General features: G+C 62.0%; 15 protein-coding genes. 11 read left to right on the top strand and 4 right to left on the bottom strand.

Annotated elements, in window-relative coordinates:
• Positions 1-19: 19 nt before the first annotated feature.
• The 3 genes from KVQ74_RS05255 to KVQ74_RS05245 all read left to right on the top strand — a co-directional run bounded on the left by KVQ74_RS05255 (position 20) and on the right by KVQ74_RS05245 (position 3,387).
• Positions 20-1,132 carry an HlyD family secretion protein gene (locus tag KVQ74_RS05255; protein WP_217829927.1) on the top strand — a complete coding sequence of 371 codons (1,113 nt, stop codon included), beginning with the start codon at positions 20-22 and terminating at the stop codon, positions 1,130-1,132.
• Positions 1,129-2,694 carry a DHA2 family efflux MFS transporter permease subunit gene (locus tag KVQ74_RS05250; RefSeq protein WP_217829926.1) on the top strand — a complete coding sequence of 522 codons (1,566 nt, stop codon included), beginning with the start codon at positions 1,129-1,131 and terminating at the stop codon, positions 2,692-2,694. Before KVQ74_RS05255 ends, KVQ74_RS05250 begins: the two co-directional genes overlap by 4 nt.
• A 126-nt stretch (positions 2,695-2,820) precedes the next feature.
• Positions 2,821-3,387, top strand: a complete 567-nt coding sequence (locus KVQ74_RS05245; protein ID WP_217829925.1) for a TetR/AcrR family transcriptional regulator — start codon at positions 2,821-2,823, stop codon at positions 3,385-3,387.
• A gap of 74 nt (positions 3,388-3,461) precedes the next feature.
• On the opposite strand, the gene KVQ74_RS05240 is transcribed toward KVQ74_RS05245, so the two are convergent.
• From KVQ74_RS05240 to KVQ74_RS05230, 3 genes are read right to left on the bottom strand one after another with little or no spacing between them, the layout of a single operon-like run.
• Entirely contained in the window at positions 3,462-4,871 is a 1,410-nt protein-coding gene (locus KVQ74_RS05240; protein ID WP_217829924.1) for an efflux transporter outer membrane subunit, read from the bottom strand.
• A 4-nt stretch (positions 4,872-4,875) separates the two neighbouring features.
• Entirely contained in the window at positions 4,876-8,007 is a 3,132-nt protein-coding gene (locus tag KVQ74_RS05235) for an efflux RND transporter permease subunit (RefSeq protein WP_217829923.1), read from the bottom strand.
• 24 nt (positions 8,008-8,031) lie between these two features.
• Positions 8,032-9,195 (bottom strand): MexC family multidrug efflux RND transporter periplasmic adaptor subunit, encoded by a 1,164-nt coding sequence (locus KVQ74_RS05230; RefSeq protein ID WP_217829922.1) that lies wholly within the window; start codon positions 9,193-9,195, stop codon positions 8,032-8,034.
• Positions 9,196-9,312: 117 nt separating this feature from the next.
• On the opposite strand from KVQ74_RS05230, the gene KVQ74_RS05225 reads away from it, so the two are divergent.
• The 5 genes from KVQ74_RS05225 to KVQ74_RS05205 all read left to right on the top strand — a co-directional run bounded on the left by KVQ74_RS05225 (position 9,313) and on the right by KVQ74_RS05205 (position 13,342).
• On the top strand, positions 9,313-9,903 hold the full coding sequence (locus KVQ74_RS05225; RefSeq protein WP_217829921.1) for a TetR/AcrR family transcriptional regulator: 591 nt from the start codon (positions 9,313-9,315) through the stop codon (positions 9,901-9,903).
• A 68-nt stretch (positions 9,904-9,971) separates the two neighbouring features.
• Complete coding sequence (locus KVQ74_RS05220; protein WP_217829920.1) at positions 9,972-10,334, top strand: type 1 fimbrial protein; 363 nt, start codon at positions 9,972-9,974, stop codon at positions 10,332-10,334.
• Positions 10,335-10,462: 128 nt separating this feature from the next.
• Positions 10,463-11,059 (top strand): paraquat-inducible protein A, encoded by a 597-nt coding sequence (locus KVQ74_RS05215; protein ID WP_217829919.1) that lies wholly within the window; start codon positions 10,463-10,465, stop codon positions 11,057-11,059.
• The gene (locus KVQ74_RS05210) at positions 11,056-11,715 is read left to right on the top strand and encodes a paraquat-inducible protein A (RefSeq protein WP_217829918.1); all 660 of its coding nucleotides are present in this window, start codon (positions 11,056-11,058) and stop codon (positions 11,713-11,715) included. Before KVQ74_RS05215 ends, KVQ74_RS05210 begins: the two co-directional genes overlap by 4 nt.
• On the top strand, positions 11,696-13,342 hold the full coding sequence (locus KVQ74_RS05205; protein WP_217829917.1) for a PqiB family protein: 1,647 nt from the start codon (positions 11,696-11,698) through the stop codon (positions 13,340-13,342). Before KVQ74_RS05210 ends, KVQ74_RS05205 begins: the two co-directional genes overlap by 20 nt.
• A 75-nt stretch (positions 13,343-13,417) precedes the next feature.
• Here KVQ74_RS05205 and KVQ74_RS05200 read toward each other — a convergent pair whose 3' ends face one another.
• Positions 13,418-14,323, bottom strand: coding sequence for a helix-turn-helix domain-containing protein (locus tag KVQ74_RS05200; protein WP_217829916.1), 906 nt, complete (start codon positions 14,321-14,323; stop codon positions 13,418-13,420).
• A 162-nt stretch (positions 14,324-14,485) separates the two neighbouring features.
• Between KVQ74_RS05200 and KVQ74_RS05195 the strand changes: the two genes are divergently transcribed.
• From KVQ74_RS05195 to KVQ74_RS05185, 3 genes are all read left to right on the top strand, one after another.
• Positions 14,486-15,844: a glutamine synthetase family protein gene (locus KVQ74_RS05195; protein ID WP_217829915.1), complete on the top strand. Its 1,359-nt coding sequence runs from the start codon at positions 14,486-14,488 to the stop codon at positions 15,842-15,844.
• Between the two features lie 142 nt (positions 15,845-15,986).
• On the top strand, positions 15,987-17,075 hold the full coding sequence (locus KVQ74_RS05190) for a polyamine ABC transporter substrate-binding protein (protein WP_217829914.1): 1,089 nt from the start codon (positions 15,987-15,989) through the stop codon (positions 17,073-17,075).
• Positions 17,072-18,373 carry an NAD(P)/FAD-dependent oxidoreductase gene (locus KVQ74_RS05185; protein ID WP_217829913.1) on the top strand — a complete coding sequence of 434 codons (1,302 nt, stop codon included), beginning with the start codon at positions 17,072-17,074 and terminating at the stop codon, positions 18,371-18,373. The genes KVQ74_RS05190 and KVQ74_RS05185 overlap by 4 nt, the downstream gene beginning before the upstream one ends.
• Positions 18,374-18,420 lie beyond the last annotated feature (47 nt).

The raw sequence follows: 18,420 nt of genomic DNA, 5'->3' as shown, positions 1-18,420 counted from the left end.
TCCCGCAAAGGTCATCGCCATGAACACTCAAGTCAGCCCCGAAGTCGTACAGGCCGCTCGCCCCGCCCGCTCCAAAAAAGCCTTGAAACTCGGGCTGTTGGCCCTCGCCATCATCGGTGCCGTCGGTTACGGCGGCCACTGGTGGTCGGTCAATCGCTTCATCGAAGACACCGACGATGCCTATGTCGGCGCCGATGTCACGGTCATCAGTGCCAAGGTGCCGGGCTACATCAGTGAAGTGGTGGTGCAGGACAACCAGTTTGTCAAAGCCGGCGATCTGCTCGCCCGGATCGATGTGCGCGACTATCGCGCGGCACTGGCCAAGGCCGATGGCGCCGTCGCGGCGCAACAGGCCAGCCTGATCAACCTCGATGCGACCGAGCAATTGCAACAAGCGGTGATCGATCAGGCCAAGGCGCAGATCGATGCGTCGGACGCGGAAGCCAAACGCGCCGGGGATGACCACGCGCGCTATCAAAATCTGGTCCGCAGCCAGGCCGTCTCGGTCGAAAGTGCCCAGCGGGTCGACGCCACCTGGAAAACCGCCCGGGCCGATCGCGCTCGTGCAGAAGCCGGGCTGTTGGCGGCCCGCCGGCAACTGGCAGTGATCGAAAGCCAGCGCGGCCAGGCCCGCGCGGCCTTGCAGCAGGCGCAAGCCGAACGCGAACAGGCGCTGCTGAACGTCGGCTACACCGAGTTGCGCGCCCCTGTCGATGCGTATGTCGGAAACCGTCGCGTGCGGGTCGGCAGCTATGCCGCAGCGGGTAGCCAACTGATTTCGGTGGTCCCGGCGAAAGGACTGTGGATCGACGCCAACTTCAAGGAAGACCAACTGGCGCATATGCAGGAAGGCCAAAGCGTCAGCATCCGTGCCGACATTTTGCCCGGTCGTGAATTTCACGGTCACGTTGAAAGCCTGGCACCGGCCACTGGCGCGCAGTTCAGCATATTGCCGCCGGAAAACGCCACTGGCAACTTCACCAAGATCGTGCAGCGCGTGCCGGTCCGGGTACGTCTGGACGCCGCCGATGCCCAACTGGGTGCGCTGCGTCCGGGATTGTCCGTGGTGGTCCGGGTAGACACTCATGATGCGTCGTCGCGCAACGAAGTGGCGCTGGCAGGCCAGCCATGAACAGCCCACTGCCGACACTGACCACGGCGCAAAAAGTCGCCGCCTTCGCGACCATGTGCGTGGGCATGTTCATCGCCCTGATCGACATCCAGATCGTCTCCGCGTCGCTCAAGGACATCGGCGGTGGTCTGTCGGCCGGTGCGGACGACACCGCCTGGGTGCAGACCGCTTACCTGATCGCGGAGATCATCGTGATTCCGCTCTCCGGCTGGCTCTCCCGAGTGATGAGCACGCGCTGGCTGTTCGCGGCGTCGGCAGCCGGTTTCACCTTGACCAGCCTGTTGTGCGCGCTGGCCTGGAACATCCAGAGCATGATTGCTTTCCGCGCCCTGCAGGGTTTCCTGGGCGGCTCAATGATCCCGCTGGTGTTCACCACGGCATTCATGTACTTCACCGGCAAACAGCGGGTGATCGCGGCCTCGACCATCGGCGCCATTGCCTCGCTGGCCCCGACCCTCGGCCCGGCGGTCGGTGGCTGGATCACCGATATTTCATCCTGGCACTGGCTGTTCTATATCAACCTGGTGCCGGGCCTGTTCGTGACGTTGGCCGTGCCGATGCTGGTGAAAGTCGACCGCCCCAACCTGGCCTTGCTCAAGGGCGCCGACTACATCGGCATGATCCTGATGGCGGTGTTTCTCGGTTGCCTGGAATACACCCTCGAAGAAGGCCCGCGCTGGAACTGGTTCAGCGACAGCACCATCGCCACCACTGCCTGGATCGCGGGCATCAGCGGTGCCTTGTTCATCTGGCGCTGCCTGGAGATTTCCGAACCGATTGTCGACCTGCGCGCCTTGCGTGATCGCAATTTCGCCCTCGGTTGCCTGTTCTCGTTTATCACCGGGATCGGCATTTTCGCCACCATTTACCTGACGCCGCTGTTCCTGGGACGTGTTCGCGGATATGGATCACTGGACATCGGCCTGGCGGTATTTTCCACCGGCGTCTTTCAGTTGCTGGCGATCCCGGTGTACGCGCTGCTGGCCAACCGCATCGATCTGCGCTGGATTCTGATGCTGGGCCTGGCCCTCTTTGCCGTGTCGATGTGGGACTTCTCGCCGATCACCCACGACTGGGGTGCCAAGGAGCTGCTGTTGCCGCAGGCAATTCGCGGCTTCGCTCAACAACTGGCGGTGCCGCCCGTTGTCACCCTCACCCTCGGATCTCTGGCCCCTGACCGGCTCAAGCTTGCCTCGGGACTGTTCAACCTGATGCGCAATCTGGGTGGCGCCATTGGCATTGCTGCGTGCGCCACGGTGCTCAACGATCGCACCAACCTGCATTTCCTGAGGCTGGCCGAACACCTCAATACCCGCAACGAAACCATGAATGCCTGGCTCGACCAACTGACCCTGAATGCCCAATTGCTCGGCCAGAACAGCCTCGAAGGCAGCCAGACCGCGCTGCATCAACTGTGGGCTCTGACTTGGCGGGAAGCGCAGACACTCACCTATGCCGACGCGTTCCTGATGATCATGTCGTGCTTTGTGGTCGCCACCTTGCTGGTGCCGCTGATGCACAAGGTTCAGCCGCCCAGACAACCGTCCGCCGACGCTCATTGAAGCCGTGCAGATTGCGAAGTGCTGTGTTCACGGCTGTAAAAATCAATACGGATTCGCCGTTTTCATTGTTCTCGCAAGCTTTTGCGGCACAATGCGTCCCATAGAAATTCGAGCCGAGACCTATTGATGTCCCTGACTGCCCAAGACGAACGACTCATCAAGGCGCTGGCCCTGGCCATCGTTGATCGCCCACGGGCGACGCTCAAGGAACTGGCCGAGTCCGCCGGCGTCAGCAAGGCCACCCTGCACCGCTTCTGCGGCACCCGCGACAACCTGGTGCAGATGATGGAGGGCCATGGCGAAACGGTGCTCAACCAGATCATTGCCACCACCGATCTGTTGCACGGTGAACCCGTGGCGGCGCTACGCAGCCTGATCAACGAGCACCTGGCGCACCGTGAAATGCTGGTGTTCCTGCTCTTCCAGTATCGCCCCGATACCCTGCCGACAAATGGCGAAGGCGATCGCTGGCAATCCTATGTGGATGCGCTGGATGCATTCTTTCTGCGTGGTCAGCAGCTCGGCGTGTTTCGCATAGATATCACGGCGGCGGTGTTCAGCGAACTGTTCCTGACCCTGATTTTCGGCATGGTCGATGCCGAACGCCGTGGACGTGCCGCCAGCGCCAATTCGGCCAATGTGCTGGAGCAAATGTTCCTGCACGGCGCCGCCAGTCCCGCCCGTCCTCAGTAAAATCCAGGCGAAAAAAAGCCCCGCGATCAAATGATCCACGGGGCTGAAATCAGGCTGGATGCGCCAACCCGTTGCTATCGCACCTGCCGTTCGGCTGACCAGCCGCCGCCCAACGAACGGAACAGATCGACCAGGGCCAACTGCCGCTGCGTGCTGACCTCAATGAATGCCGACTCGTTGACGAAGCGCGTGCGCTGGGCGTCGAGGTAACGCAGGTGGCTGTCGATACCGCCCTCGTAACGGGCCTTGGCCAGCTTCAGCGTTTCGCTACTGGTGTCGGCCAAGGCACGTCGCGCCGCTTCTTCCCGGCGTAACGTGTCGGTGGCCGCCAATGCATCGGCCACTTCGCGAAACGCGGTTTGAATCGTCCCTTCATAAGCGGCTACGGCCGAGTCCTTGCGGGCTTCAGCAAGGCTCAGGCCTGCGCTGTTGCGCCCGGCGTCAAACAACGGCAACGACAGCGTCGGCACAAAGGCCCAGGAACGCGAACCGCCGTCGAACAACCCCGACATCTGCGCACTGGAAGTGCCGAAGCTGCCCGTCAGGCTGATGCGCGGAAAGAACGCTGCGCGCGCTGCGCCGATGTCGGCATTGCGTGCCTGCAAGCGATGCTCGGCGGCAAGAATGTCCGGACGCCGCTCAATCAGCGTCGAGGTGGTATCGGGCGCAATGTCCTGAACCAGCATCGGTTGCTTCTGCACGGTTTGCGGGATCGACTTCGCGGCGTCCTTCGTTCCCAGCAACAACACCAACGCATTGAGCGCCTGCTGCTTCTGGCGCAGGTTGCTTTCCTGTTCGGCACGAGACTGCTCGACCAGTCCCAGCGCCTCTTGATAGTCCAGCGCACTGGCCGTACCGGTCGCGCGGCGCTGGCTGATCAGGGCGAACGAGTATTCGCGGCTGATCAGGGTCTGTTGCGTCAACTCCAGTCGGCGCTGGGCGCCATCATGGGTCAGGTAGGCCTGACTGACTTCGGCGATCAAGGCGATCTGCGCCGAACGGGCGGCTTCCTCGGTGGCGAGGTACTCCTGCAACGCCGCGTCGCTGAGGCTCTTCACCCGGCCGAACAGGTCGAGTTCGTACTCAGGCAGCGCCAGGCCAACCTGATAGGTGCTGGACACCCCTGATCGGCCATCGCTGGACAGATCCGCCGGCAGGCGCTGGCGATTGCCCGACGCACTCGCGTTCACCCCCGGCACCCGGTCGGCCCGCTGGATGCGGTATTGCGCCCGGGCCTGTTCGATGTCCAGCAGCGTCTGACGCAACGAACGGTTGTTGTCCAGGGCCATGGTAATCAGACGGCGCAAATCGGGATCGACGATAAACGTCTGCCACGCCAGTTCATTGATCGGACTGCCCGGTCTGGCGGCCTCTTGCGCCCAGCCGTCGGCTACCGGCGCCACAGGACGCTGGTAAGTCGGCGCGAGGGAGCAACCGCCCAGTGCCATGGCGATCAGCAGCGTCGAAAAAGCAAAGATGCGCATGCAATCACTCCTGGGCCAGGGCCGGTTGTTCGAGGGTGGCAGGTTTGCGGCGCAGCCATGACAGCACCCACACAAAGCAGATCGGCACGAAGAGCACACCCAGCAAGGTCGCGCTGAGCATGCCGCCGATCACGCCGGTGCCGATCGCCCGTTGACTGGCCGCCCCCGCCCCGCTCGCCAGAGCCAGCGGCACCACGCCGAGAATGAACGCCATGGACGTCATGACGATCGGCCGGAAGCGCAAGCGTGCCGCTTCGATGGCCGCGTCACGCAGGCTGTAGCCCTTCTCCCACAGTTCCTTGGCGAACTCGACGATCAGGATCGCGTTCTTCGCCGCCAGACCGATGATGGTGATCAGGCCGACCTTGAAGTACACGTCGTTGGGTAGCCCCACGACCATCACCGCCAGCACCGCACCCAACGCGCCGATCGGCACAATCAGCATTACCGTCAGCGGAATCGCCCAGCTCTCGTAGAGCGCAACCAGCAGCAGGAACACCACCAGAATCGCCAGGGCAAACAGTTGCGTCGCCTGGCCGCTGGAGACCTTTTCCTGATAGGACAGGCCGGTCCACTCGTAGGTGATCCCGGAAGGCAATTGCGAGGCCAGATGCTCCATCTCCGCCATCGCCTGACCGGTGCTGAAACCGGGGCCGGCGTCACCGACGATACGGATCGACGGGTAGCCGTTGTAGCGCACCAGTTGCACCGGACCTTCCTCCCAATGGGTGGTGACAAAGGCACTGAGCGGCACCAGGTCGCCGGCGCTGTTATGCACGTAGAGCTTGAGTACGCTTTCAGGGGTCATCCGGTCGCCCTGCTCGGCTTGCACCACCACCCGCTGCTGGCGACCGGCGTTGGTGAAGTCGTTGATCACCGCCGAGCCAAACGCCGACGACAGCGTGCTGTTGATCGTTTCAAAACTGACGCCGAGGGTGCGTGCCTTGTCGCGATCGATCACCACCCGCAGCTGTGGCGATTCCGCCAGGCCTTCCATCATCGCGTAGAGGATTTTCGGATTGCCGTTGGCCTGCCCGAGTATTTGATCGCGCGCGTCAAGCAACGCCTGGCGGCCAAGTCCGGCGCGATCCTGCAAGCGCAGGGCAAAGCCGCCGGAGTTGCCCAGACCATCGATCGGCGGTGGTTGGACCGCCATGATCGTGCCGTCGTTGATCGCGGCAAACTGGCCGTTCACCGCGTTGGTTTCCGCCTCGGCCGACTGCTCCTTGCTGCGCACCGACCAATCCTTGAAAGTCGGAAACGCCAGCGCGGCGTTATCGCCCATGCCGGAGAAACTGAAGCCCGACACCAGGAACGTCGAGGCCACGGCTTCGCGGGACATGAGAAAGCGCTCCAGTTCTTCGCCCGTGGCATCGGTGCGGGTACGCGCCGCGCCCGGCGGTAACTGGACATCGACAATCATGTAGCCCTGATCCTCGACCGGGACGAAGGACTCAGGCAGGCGCAAGTAAAAGTAGCCCAGCATGGCGATGATGCCGACGTACACCAGCATCATCCGTCCCGCGCGTGCCACCAGCGCATTGTTGAGCAACGAATAGCGCTCGGTCAGGCGCGCAAAACCACGGTTGAAGGCGCCGAAGAAACCGCGTTTCTCGTGGTGTCCTTGAGGAATCGGCTTGAGCAGCGTGGCACACAGCGCCGGGGTGAAGGTCAGTGCGAGGAAACCGGAGAACAGAATCGACACCGCCAGCGACACCGAGAACTGCTGGTAGATCACCCCCACGGAACCGGCCATGAACGCCAGCGGCATGAACACCGCCGACAGCACCAGGGTGATGCCGATAATCGCCCCCGACACCTGCCCCATCGCCTTGATCGTCGCCTCCACCGGCGACAAGCCTTCCTCGGCCATCAGGCGCTCGACGTTCTCCACCACCACAATGGCATCGTCCACCAGAATGCCGATGGCCAGGACCATGCCGAACATGGTCATCATGTTCACCGAGAAGCCCAGCAGATACATCATCAGCAGCGTGCCGGCCAGGCAAACCGGCACCACAATCGACGGAATCAGTGTGTAGCGCACGTTCTGCAGGAACAGAAACATCACCAGGAACACCAGGACCATGGCTTCGATCAGGGTATGGATCACCTTCTCGATGGCGACGTCGACGAACCGCGAAGTGTCGTAGGGGACGGAATATTCCACGTCCGCCGGGAAGTACGCCGACAACTCGGCCAGGCGCTCCTTTACCGCCGTTGCAGTCTGAATGGCGTTAGCGCCGGGGGACAACTGCACAGCCGCCGCCACTGCCGGTTTGCCGTCCAGACGCGAACTGAAGTTGTAGCTTTCCTGACCGATTTCCACCCGCGCGACATCCGCCAGTTTTACCGCCGAACCGTCACTATTGGCGCGCAGGACGATCTGACCGAATTCCTGCGGGTTATCCAGCGTGCCTTTCACCGCCAGAGTGGCGGTCAGCTCCTGCTGCGAACTGCTCGGGGTACTGCCGAAACTGCCCGCCGGCACCTGCACGTTCTGCCCGCGAATGGCGTTGCTCACATCGTCGATGGAGAGTCCGTAGCCCACCAGTTTCTGCGGATCGACCCAGACCCGCATCGCCGCTTCGGACGAGAAGAATTGCAGCTTGCCGACGCCCGGAACCCGGCGCAGCTCGTTGTTGATATTCCGCGCGGCGTAGTCACCGAGCATCGTGGTATCGCTGTGCTGCGTGCCCTCCTTGTAGCTGAGCGCATAGATCAGCAGGAACCCGGCGCTGGTCTGCTCAACCTCAAGACCCTGGGTAAGCACCGCTTGCGGCATCCGCGCCTCAGCCTTCTTGAGGCGATTTTGCACATCGACCTGGGCCAGTTGCGGATCGGTGCCCGGCTGGAACGTGACGACAATCTCGGCGATGCCGTTGGAGTTGTTGGTCGACTCGAAATACAACAGATTCTTCGCGCCGTTGAGCGATTCCTCGATCACGCTGGTGACCGAATCCACCAGGACTTTCGCCGAGGCACCGGGATAGGTCGCGGTGACCTTGATCTGCGGCGGCGCGACGTTGGGGTATTGCGCCACCGGCAGCATCGGGATGACCAGCAGGCCGGCCAGGGAAATGAACAGCGCCACGACCCAGGCGAAGTTCGGGCGCTTGATGAAAAATTGAGACATCGGAAAATCCTCGGCGAATCGCCCTTACTGTTGCGCCGCAGGCGACTGCACCTGGGCCTGCACTTGAGTTTGCGCAGGCGCGACCTTGCCGCCCGGTTGCAGGCCGGCAAGACCGCCGACGATGACCTGATCGCCGACCTTCAAACCTTCACTGATTTGCCAGCGCGAACCCTGCATGGCGCCGGTGGTCACGCTGCGCGGTTCGACCCGATCGTCGGCGCCGACCACCATGACCACGGCGTTGCCATCGCTGCCGCGCTGCACGGCGCGTTGTGGCACGAGGATCGCCTGGTTGTCGGTGCCCTGAGGCGTGCGCACCCGCACATACATGCCCGGCAGCAACACGCCGTCGCTGTTGGCGAACTTGCCGCGCAACGACACCTGGCCGGTGCCGCGATCCACCGCGATATCAGTGAACAGCAACGCCCCCTGACGCTCGTACTGCGTGCCCTCAACCCGGATCGACAGTGCTTTGTTGTCGTCGCCGGACAGCTTTCCGTCCTTCAGCGACTCACGCAGACGCAGCGCATCGGCCACGGACTGGGTGAAATCGACATACACCGGATCGAGCTGTTGAATCCGTGCCATCAGCGTCACGTCGCCCTGCCCGACCAATGCACCTTCGGTGACCAACGCCCGCCCGACACGTCCCGAGATCGGCGCCTTGACCGAGGCATAACCCAGGTTCAAGCGCGCGGTTTCCAGATCGGCCTGAGCCGAACGGATCGCCGCCTGTGCGCTGCGCAAGTCGGCCGTGGCGCTGTCGAAATCCTGCTGGCTGACCGCCTCGATCTTCACCAGCGGCTCATAGCGTTTGACCCGCGCCTGCGCTTCATGGGCGACTGACTGCGCCCGCGCCAGATCACCTTCGGCCCGGGATACCGCCGCTTTCAAAGGCGCCGGATCGATCTGGAACAACAGGTCGCCGGCCTTCACATCCGCGCCTTCTTCAAAGTTCTTTTTCATGACGATGCCCGGCACCCGTGCGCGGACTTCCGCCACGCGCACCGGCTCAACCCGGCCCGGCAGTTCCGAACTCAGGGCCAGAGGCTCGGTGGTCACCGCCACCACTTCGACCGGCCGTGCCACTTCGGCCACGTTCGCCTGTTCAGTTGCCGGTCCGCACCCGGCCAAGGCAATGGCGACCGCCAATGAACTCGCCATTCCTATTGCACGCAAATTGCCCATGAATCACCCGAGGCTTGATTGAAAACGGCTCGAATGCTACTTTCGAATCCATAATGAGTCAAATATGTCTCATGTGAGAATTATGTGAATCTTTGTTAAAACCTCTGAGGCCTGCTGATGACCGCACCTTCCCATGACGAACCGTTGCTCAAGGCGCTGACCCTCGCGGTGGTCAACCGGCCACGGGCGACCATGAAGGAATTGGCGCAACTGGCGGGCATCAGCAAGGCAACGCTGCATCGCTTCTGCGGCACGCGGGAGAATCTGGAACACAGGCTGGAGGACTACGCCGGCGGCACGCTCAACCAAATCATCGTGAACGCCGGATTGCAGGAGGCCGAGCCGTTGGACGCGCTCCGCCGGTTGATCAGGGAACACCTCGCCCATCGCGAGCTGCTGGCATTTCTCGTGGCGCAATATCGCCCCGACTTCCTCGACTTCGAATGCGGCGGTGCCCGCTGGCTGTTTTACATGGAGGCGCTGGATGCGTTTTTCCTGCGTGGCCAGGAGCAAGGTGTGTTCCGCATCGACATCACGGCAGCGATCTTTACCGAGCTGTTTATTACGCTGGTGTACGGGTTAGTGGATGCAGAGCAGCGTGGACGTGCGGCCAATGCCGATTCGGCACGGACACTGGAGCGGATGTTTTTGCAGGGTGCTCTGAGCGAAAGCAGCAGCCGTTCGTCGGTGCAGCAGGCGACCCCATAACCGCTCAGCAAAACTCAAGTTCTGTCCACTCGTGACGACGTAATCCTTACAACCCCGAGGAGAGAGCCATGAGAATCCAGCACCTGCCCGTCGTCACCGGTCTTTTATTCGCCCTGAACAATGCGTGTTGGGCGGCTCCCCCTGCTACGCAAGGCGTCATACGGTTCCAGGGCGCCATTGTTGAAGCGCCTTGCAACACGGACAGGGTCATGCACTCGCGCTTCGACCTGACCCGCTGCCCCGCAGCCGCCCGCGCCATGACGGTCGAAGCCAACAGCGTTGATCCACTCAAGATTGCTTCGCCTGTCACGGTTCAACGGCTGTCTGACATCGACAACGGGCGTTTTCATGACCAGCAATACCAATTGGTGGATGAAGAAGGCGCACCACTGCGTTCAGGAAATTACCTGATCACCATGAGCCTGCTCTGATCTGCGACGGGCAGGCCAGTGACCTCGCCCTTGGGTGCAGGGCCATCACCAATAAAAATTTGCCGAATACCCCTGCGCTTCTATGCTTTTGAGATTCCGAGCCTTTCCCGCTTTCGGCGAGCCTGCCCATGGTCAACAGCAAAGATCTGATCATTTGCGAACACTGCGACTGTGTGTATGAGAAAGCCACGCTCGCCCGGCACCAGAAAACCCTCTGCGTGCGCTGCGGCGGCGTGCTGCAGCGCTACAACAATCTGACCGTGGAGCAACGTCTGGCGCTGTCGTTCACGGCGGCGATGTTGTGGCTGTTCGCCAATTTCTATCCGGTGATGAGCATCAGCCTCAAGGGCCTGAAGAACAGCGCGACGCTGTGGGATTCGGTGCTGGCCCTGAGTCAGGGGCCGATCACGTTCATGGCGATGGTGGCGGCGATTTCGATCATCATCGCCCCGGCGTTTCAGTTGGTGTTGCTGATCTGGGTGCTGGGGTTCGCCCTCACCTCGCGTCGTTCCCCGGCGTTCAAGCTGTGCATGCGCTGGCTGGAGGCGCTGCGGCCGTGGAGCATGCTGGAGGTGTGCTTGTTGGGGGCGATGGTAGCGGTGTTCAAACTGGCGGGGATGCTGGATGTGTTGCCCGGCATCGGGCTGTTTGCTCTCGCTGTATTGAGCTTGTTGCTGATCCGCGTGGCCGGTCGCGATGTGCGCGACCTGTGGGATGTCCTGTGAAGCGCCCGCCGACAGCCGCCGAGCTCAATCTGTGCCTGTGCCACAGTTGCGGGCTGGCGTGCGACATGACCGACGAGCCGCATCAGTGCCCACGCTGCGATGCGCCGTTGCACCGGCGCAAGACCAATTCCCTGGCCCGCACCTGGGCCTACATGTTCGCCGCCCTGGCGTTTTATGTGCCGGCCAATCTGCTGCCGGTGATGAACACCACGATGCTCGGTAACGGTTCCGACAGCACGATCATGAGCGGCGTGCTGGAGTTCTGGGAACACGGCGCCTGGGACATCGCCCTGATCATTTTCATCGCCAGTATCGCCGTGCCGGGCGTGAAGTTTGTTGCCTTGTCGCTGCTGCTGATCACCGTGCAGCGCGACAGCCTCTGGGCGCGCAAGGAGCGTTCGAAGCTGTTTCGTTTCGTCGAGTTGATCGGTTACTGGTCGATGCTCGATGTGCTGGTGGTCGCCCTGGTGGCGGCGCTGGTGAAGTTCCAGGCCCTGGGCGATATCGAGCCGCGACCGGGCATTCTGTTTTTCGGCCTGGTGGTGGTGTTCACCATGCTCTCGGCCATGAGTTTTGATCCCCGGCTGATCTGGGATCATTCAGCCCATCAAGAAGCCGTCGACGAAGAGGTCATGGATGAACCCATCCAGTCATGATGAAACCGGCAACGCCCCGGTCAAGCGCCGCCACTTCGGCGTCTCGCTGGTGTGGATCGTGCCGATTGTCGCGGTGCTCGTGGGGATTTCCCTGGTCATTCACAGCAAGATGCAGGAAGGCCCGACCATCGTCCTCAACTTCAAGACCGGCAGCGGCCTCACCGCCAATAAAACCGAAGTCAAATACCGCAATGTGGTGATCGGTCATGTCACCGACGTGGCGTTGAGCAACGATCAGAAGAACGTCAACGCCACCGTCAAGCTGAGCAAGCAGGCCGAAGGTTTTACCCGTGAAGACTCGAAGTTCTGGGTGGTGCGCCCACGTATCGGTGCGGGCGGCGTTTCAGGCATCGACACCCTGCTTTCCGGCGATTACATCGGCGCCGACATCGGCGAATCCAACGCCCGCGCCAAACATTTCACCGGCCTGGAAAACCCGCCACCGATCACCTACGGCGAGCCGGGCAAGCGCTTCACGCTGCACACTCAGGATCTGGGCTCGCTGGACATCGGCTCTCCGGTCTATTACCGCAAGATTCCGGTCGGCCAGGTGGTGGCGTATGCGCTGGATGCCGATGGCAAGGGCGTGAATATCGAAGTGTTCATCAATGCGCCGAACGATGCCTTTGTCACCGATAACACGCGGTTCTGGAATGCCAGCGGCATCGATCTCGACATTGGCGCCAACGGTTTTTCGGTGAAGACCGAATCGCTTTCGACCTTGCTGGTGGGCGGGATCGCCTTCCGTGCCCCGGATTACAACCCCAACGACACTGCCGCCGCTGAAGACAAGACTTTCGATCTGTTCGCCGATCAGCAAACCGCCCTCGCCCCGCCCGCCGGCCAGGCGCAGTACATGGTGTTGCGGTTCGATCAGGCCATGCGCGGGCTCAAGGTCGATGCGCCGGTCGAGTTTCGTGGCGTGGAGATTGGCAAGGTGGTGTCGGTCAATCTGGATTTCGACGCAGAAAAACGCAGTTTCCCGGTCAATGTCGGCATCGTCATCTACCCGCAACGGCTGGGTCGGGCACACACCAATCTGCTCAAGGCGCTCAATCACACCACCGAGGATGAGAACGGTGCGGCGCAGATTCTCAGTACCTTTGTCGACAATGGTTTTCGCGCCCAGGCGCGCAGCGGCAACCTGCTGACCGGGCAACTCTACATCGCCCTGGACTTCTTCCCGAAAGTGCCCAAAGTGGCTTTCGACGCCAGCGCCCGACCGATTGTACTGCCAACGATTCCGGGCAGCCTCGAACTGCTGCAGGAGCAGTTGCAGGCGATGGTCGAGAAGATCAACAAACTGCCGGTGGAGCGGATTGCCAGCAATCTGGATGGCAACCTCGTCGAACTGCGCAAGGGCCTGACCCAGTTCAACAGCAAGACGCTGCCAGGCGTGCAAAGCACCTTGCTCGACGTGAGCAAAACCCTGCAATCGGCCAGTTCGACCCTGGCCGAAGACTCGCCGCAACGGGAACAACTGACCCAGACCCTCGACGAACTCGGCCGGATGTCACGCTCGCTGCGTGAACTCTCGGACTACCTGGGCCGACACCCGGAATCACTGATTCGCGGCCGCCCCGAAGGCGTCGCCCCCATCGACATGAAAGGCCCGCCGCGCAACTGACGGGCACATCCCTTCAGGGTGGGAGTGGGCTTGCCCACGAAGAAGCCGGCACTGCCAACCGCTTCACTGGAGCGGTCAGCGACAGGAGCGTTTCAGGGTTTCGCTCGGCAGTTCGTTGAACAACGCGCGGTAGCTGCTGGAAAACCGTCCCAGGTGCCAGAACGACCAGTGCATCGCCACCTCGGCCACGGTGGTTTCGGTGGGCTTGCGCCTGAGCAATTCGCGATGGGCGCTGTTGAGGCGGCGCAGGCGCAGCCAGTGACTCGGCGTCATCCCGGTGTAAGCCTTGAAGGCGTGCTGCAATTGGCGCAAAGGCACCCCTGCCACTCGCGCCAGTTCCAGCAGATTGAGGGTTTCTTCCGGCGCGTCCGCCGTCCATTCGCCGACCCGTTTCATGATCGCCCGTTCTTCACTGCGCCGTTGCAGACTGCCGCGATCCAGGCACACGCAGGCGTTATCGAGAATGAACAGACAGTCTTCGAGCAGCTGCTGGGTCAGCGCTTCACGGCTCGGTGGGTCGAAGGTCTGCGCCAGGCGCGTCAGGGTTGAACTCAGCCAACGGGTGAAGAGCACGTTCTGCCCGCCATTGAGCGGTGCCATGAACAAGCCCTCCAGTCGCGCGACATCCACCCCCTGCTGACGGACGAACTCCGGGCCGAACACCACGGCGATTTCCTGGTAGTTCTCCGGGGTGATCCAGATGTTGCGGCTCTCTTCGTTGAGCAGATACAGCGCGTTGTCACTGCGATCGAAACAGAACGCCAGCGCCCCTTCCGGCGCGCTGAAATTCTGCTCGACCCGGGTGTTCATCTGTTCCTCGTAAACCTCCACCCCGCTGAGGTCCAGATAGCGGATCTGCCCGGCGAAATGCCCCGGCGACATCTGTTGGTAATGCTGGACCCAGCCCGGTGTGGCGCGGATCTGCTCGGCCACATCGGCGGTGTTGAAAGCTTGAACCTGTAGCGGATTGCACGTCGTCATGGGGTGACCTTGCGCACTCTTTTGGTGCGCTTTGGTGCTGCTTAAAGTGGATAGATGGAACTGCAAGGCTCGCCCAAGATAGTCGTCAACGCGCCACAGGGGAAGCCTGCGGAAGATGAAACCGCACTCTCCGGCGTCTATAAAACCAAGAACGAGGTCTTTATGAATGCCCCTTTCGATCAGCTGTTCACATGGCTGAAAGATCACAAGATTACCGAAGTCGAATGCGTGGTCAGCGACCTGACCGGCATTGCCCGCGGCAAGATCGCACCGACCAACAAGTTCCTGCATGAGCGAGGCATGCGCCTGCCGGAAAGTGTGCTGCTGCAAACGGTAACCGGGGATTTTGTCGACGACGACATCTACTACGACCTGCTCGACCCTGCCGACATCGACATGGTCTGCAAGCCAGTGAGCGACGCGGTGTACGTGGTGCCCTGGGCCATCGAGCCGACGGCCATCGTCATCCACGACACCTTCGACAAGTTCGGCAACCCGATCGAACTGTCGCCGCGCAACGTGCTGAAGAAAGTCCTGCAGCTCTACACCGACAAGGGCTGGAAGCCGATCGTCGCGCCGGAAATGGAGTTCTACCTGACCCAGCGCTGCGAAGACCCGGACTTGCCGCTCAAGGCGCCGCTGGGCCGTTCCGGTCGCGCGGAAAGCGGTCGTCAGTCGTTCTCCATCGACGCGGCCAACGAATTCGATCCGCTGTTCGAAGACGTTTACGACTGGTGCGAACTGCAAGGCCTGGACCTGGACACGCTGATCCACGAAGACGGCCCGGCGCAGATGGAAATCAACTTCCGCCACGGCGACGCGCTGGACCTGGCCGACCAGATCACCGTGTTCAAACGCACCCTGCGCGAAGCGGCACTCAAGCACAACGTTACCGCGACGTTCATGGCCAAGCCGATCGGCGACGAACCCGGCAGCGCCATGCACCTGCACCAGAGCGTGGTCGAGATCGCCACCGGCAAACCGATCTTCGCCAATGCCGACGGCTCGATGAGCGATCTGTTCCGCCAGCACATCGGCGGTTTGCAGAAGTACATCCCGAAAGTGCTGCCGATGTTCGCACCGAACGTGAACTCGTTCCGCCGTTTCCTGCCGGACACCTCGGCGCCGGTGAACGTCGAATGGGGCGAAGAAAACCGCACCGTCGGTCTGCGGGTGCCGACTTCCGGACCGGAAGCCATGCGCGTGGAAAACCGCCTGCCGGGCGCCGATGCCAACCCTTATCTGGCGATTGCCGCGAGCCTGCTCTGCGGCTATATCGGCATGGTCGAAGGCATCGAGCCGAGTGCCGCTGTCGAGGGCCGCGCCTATGAACGGCGCAACCTGCGCCTGCCGATCACCATCGAAGAAGCGCTGACGCAAATGGAAGAGTGCGACACCGTCGCGCACTACCTGGGCAGCAAATTCGTGCGCGGCTACGTGGCGGTCAAACGCGCCGAGCATGAAAACTTCAAACGCGTGATCAGTTCCTGGGAGCGCGAGTTCCTGCTGCTGAGCGTCTAAACCCCACAGCCCGCTCTCCCGTGGGAGCGGGCTCGCCCGCGAAGAGGCCGGCACATCCAGCATCCTGGCTGGTTGACACGCCGCCTTCGCGAGCACGTCCGCTCCCACAACCTGAAAACCAATAATTCCAAGAGGTGTCGATATGCGTCTGTTGAAAACCATGGTTCCCGCCGCGCTGGCCCTGTTGTGCAGCGTCGGGGCACACGCCCAGCCCCAGGTCAGCGTCTACAACTGGACCGACTACATCGGCGAAACCACCCTCGCCGACTTCCAGGCGCAATCCGGAATCAAGGTGATCTACGACGTCTTCGACTCCAACGAAACCCTGGAAGGCAAGTTGCTCGCCGGTCGTACCGGCTACGACGTGGTGGTGCCGTCCAACCACTTCCTGGCCCGTCAGGTGAAGGCCGGCGCGTTCCTCAAACTGGACCGCTCGCAACTGCCGAACTGGAAGAACCTCGACCCGAAACTGCTGGCCCTGCTGGAGAAAAACGATCCGGGTAACGCGCATTCCGTGCCGTACCTGTGGGGCACCAACGGCATCGGCTACAACGTCGACAAGGTCAAGCAAGTGCTGGGCATCGATCACATCGATTCCTGGGCCGTGCTGTTCGAGCCGGAAACCCTGAAGAAGCTGACCCAGTGTGGCGTGTCGATGATGGACTCGGCCGACGAAGTGTTCCCGGCGGTCCTCAACTACATGGGCATGGACCCGCGCAGCGAAAATGCCGAGGACTACAAGAAGGCCGAAGCCAAACTGCTGAGCATCCGTCCGTACATCACCTATTTCCATTCCTCGAAATACGTCTCGGACCTGGCCAACGGCGATATCTGCGTGGCCTTCGGTTACTCCGGCGACGTATTCCAGGCCGCCAATCGTGCCAAGGAAGCCAAGAACGGCGTGAACATCGCCTATGCGATTCCCAAGGAAGGCGCCAACCTGTGGTTCGACCTGCTGGCGATTCCCGCCGATGCCGGCAACAGCCGGGAAGCCCACACCTTCATCAATTACCTGCTCGACCCGCAAGTGATCGCCAAGGTCAGTGCCTCGGTCGGTTACGCCAATCCGAACCCGGCGGCCAAACAGTTCATGGACCCGGAGCTGGTCAGCAATCCTGAGGTTTACCCGTCCCAGGAAGTCCTCGACAAGCTCTACATCTCCTCTACCCCGCCCCAGTCGATCATGCGTCTGATGACCCGTTCCTGGAGCAAAGTGAAGTCGAACAAATGAACCAGTACACCCAGGAACATGCCCGCTCCTATTACGCCGCCTCGGCTCGGGCCACCACCGCTTATCCTGAGCTGGAAGGCGATCTGAGCGCCGACGTCTGCGTGATCGGCGGCGGCTTTACCGGTGTCAACACCGCCATCGAACTGGCTCAACGCGGTTTGTCGGTGGTGTTGCTCGAAAGCCGACGGATCGGCTGGGGCGCGAGCGGTCGCAACGGCGGCCAGTTGATTCGCGGCATCGGTCACGCCGTCGAGGGTTTCTCGCGCTACGTCGGCACCGAAGGCGTGCGCTACCTGCAGCGGGCCGGAATCGATTCGGTGGAACTGGTGCGCCAGCGCATCGGCGAGCACGGCATCGAATGCGACTTGCGCTGGGGCTTTTGCGAACTGGCGAATACCCCGGCGCAGTTTGCCGCGTTCATCGACGAACAGGCCGACCTCGCCGAACTGGGCTACGTCCATCAAACCCGATTGGTCGGCCCCGATCAGATTCGTCAGCACGTAGTTAACACCGACATCTACGCCGGTGGCCTGATCGACATGGGCTCGGGGCATCTGCATCCGCTGGATCTGGTGCAGGGTGAAGCGCGTCTGGCCGCGTCTCTCGGCGTGCGGATCTTCGAGTACAGCCCGGCGCTGGAAATCATGCATGGCCCGACCGCGCAGGTGCGCTGCGCCAACGGCACGGTACGTGCCGGCAGTCTGGTGCTGGGTTGCAACGCCCATCTGGACGAACTCGAGCAACGCCTGAGCGGCAAGGTCTTGCCCGCCGGCAGCTACATCATTGCCACCGAGCCGGTGTCGGCAGAGGTTGCCGCTGAGCTGATCCCGCAAAACCTGGCGTTGTGCGACCAGAAAGTCGGCCTCGACTATTACCGGCTCTCGACGGATCGACGCCTGCTGTTCGGCGGTGCCTGCCACTACTCGGGCCGCGACCCGGCGGACATCGCCGCGTACATGCGGCCGAAGATGCTCAAGGTGTTCCCGCAACTGGCGCAGGTGCGCATCGACTATCAATGGGGCGGCAAGATCGGCATCACCGCCAACCGCTTCCCGCAGGTCGGACGGCTCAAGCAGCATCCGAATGTGTTCTACGCCCAGGGCTATTCCGGCCATGGCCTGAACGTCACGCACTGGTGCGCCAAGCTGCTCGGCGAGGCGATTCACGCCGGGCACAGCCAGGGTATGGACGTGTTCAGCGGCGTGCCGCACATGACCTTCCCCGGCGGCCCGGCGTTGCGTTCGCCACTGCTGGCATTGGGCATGTTCTGGTATCGGCTGCGGGAAATGCTCGGCTGATCCGTTCGCGTCACCGATCAATCGGGCAGGTTCCGATGCAAAGTCGC

This window comes from Pseudomonas botevensis (genome assembly GCF_019145475.1).
GTDB classification, from domain to species: domain Bacteria; phylum Pseudomonadota; class Gammaproteobacteria; order Pseudomonadales; family Pseudomonadaceae; genus Aquipseudomonas; species Aquipseudomonas botevensis.
This window is presented reverse-complemented; position numbering and strand designations above follow the sequence as displayed.